This window comes from Escherichia sp. AM3, assembly GCF_032029835.1.
GTDB lineage: Bacteria > Pseudomonadota > Gammaproteobacteria > Enterobacterales > Enterobacteriaceae > Escherichia > Escherichia coli.
Window position 1 is genome coordinate 1 of sequence record NZ_JAVUPQ010000376.1, and the last position, 1,000, is coordinate 1,000.

The 1,000-nt window shown below is 53.2% G+C and carries 1 protein-coding gene; it reads left to right on the top strand.

What is annotated here, in order from left to right; genetic code table 11:
- Nucleotides 1-1,000 (top strand): FAD-dependent oxidoreductase (locus tag RTW80_RS25980; RefSeq protein WP_312720954.1); only part of this gene is annotated, 1,000 nt, incomplete at both ends.

The window sequence follows — 1,000 nt, forward strand, 5'->3', positions numbered from 1 at the left end:
CCAGAAGAGCGTATTGAAGTGGCAGAAGACCTGCCGCTGACCGACTGCTACGTTGCCCCCTGTGTTACTGCCTGCGCTATCAAGCAAGATATTCCGGAATACATCCGTCTGCTTGGCGAACACCGCTATGCCGACGCGCTGGAACTCATCTACCAACGCAACGCTCTGCCCGCCATTACCGGTCATATTTGCGATCACCAGTGCCAATACAACTGTACCCGCCTGGATTACGACAGTGCGCTGAATATCCGCGAACTGAAAAAAGTCGCGCTGGAAAAAGGTTGGGATGAATATAAGCAACGCTGGCACAAACCAGCCGGTTCTGGTTCACGCCATCCGGTTGCCGTGATTGGTGCAGGTCCGGCGGGTCTGGCAGCAGGTTACTTCCTTGCCAGAGCGGGCCATCCGGTTACGCTGTTTGAACGCGAAGCCAATGCGGGCGGCGTGGTGAAAAATATCATTCCTCAGTTCCGTATTCCTGCAGAGTTAATTCAGCACGATATCGATTTTGTTGCCGCTCACGGCGTGAAATTTGAGTATGGCTGCTCACCCGATTTAACCATTGAGCAGTTAAAAAATCAGGGCTTCCACTATGTTCTGATTGCCACCGGCACTGATAAAAATAGCGGTGTGAAACTGGCGGGCGACAACCAAAATGTCTGGAAATCACTCCCCTTCCTGCGTGAATACAACAAGGGTACAGCGCTCAAGCTGGGCAAACATGTGGTCGTTGTCGGGGCGGGTAACACCGCAATGGACTGCGCTCGTGCGGCGTTACGCGTTCCAGGCGTAGAAAAAGCAACGATCGTTTACCGTCGTTCACTACAAGCGAGGCCCGCATGGCGCGAAGAGTATGAAGAAGCGTTGCACGACGGCGTAGAGTTCCGTTTCCTGAATAATCCGGAACGTTTCGATGCTGATGGCACCTTAACCTTGCGCGTTATGTCGCTTGGCGAACCGGATGAGAAAGGTCGTCGTCGTCCGGTTGAAACCAATGAAA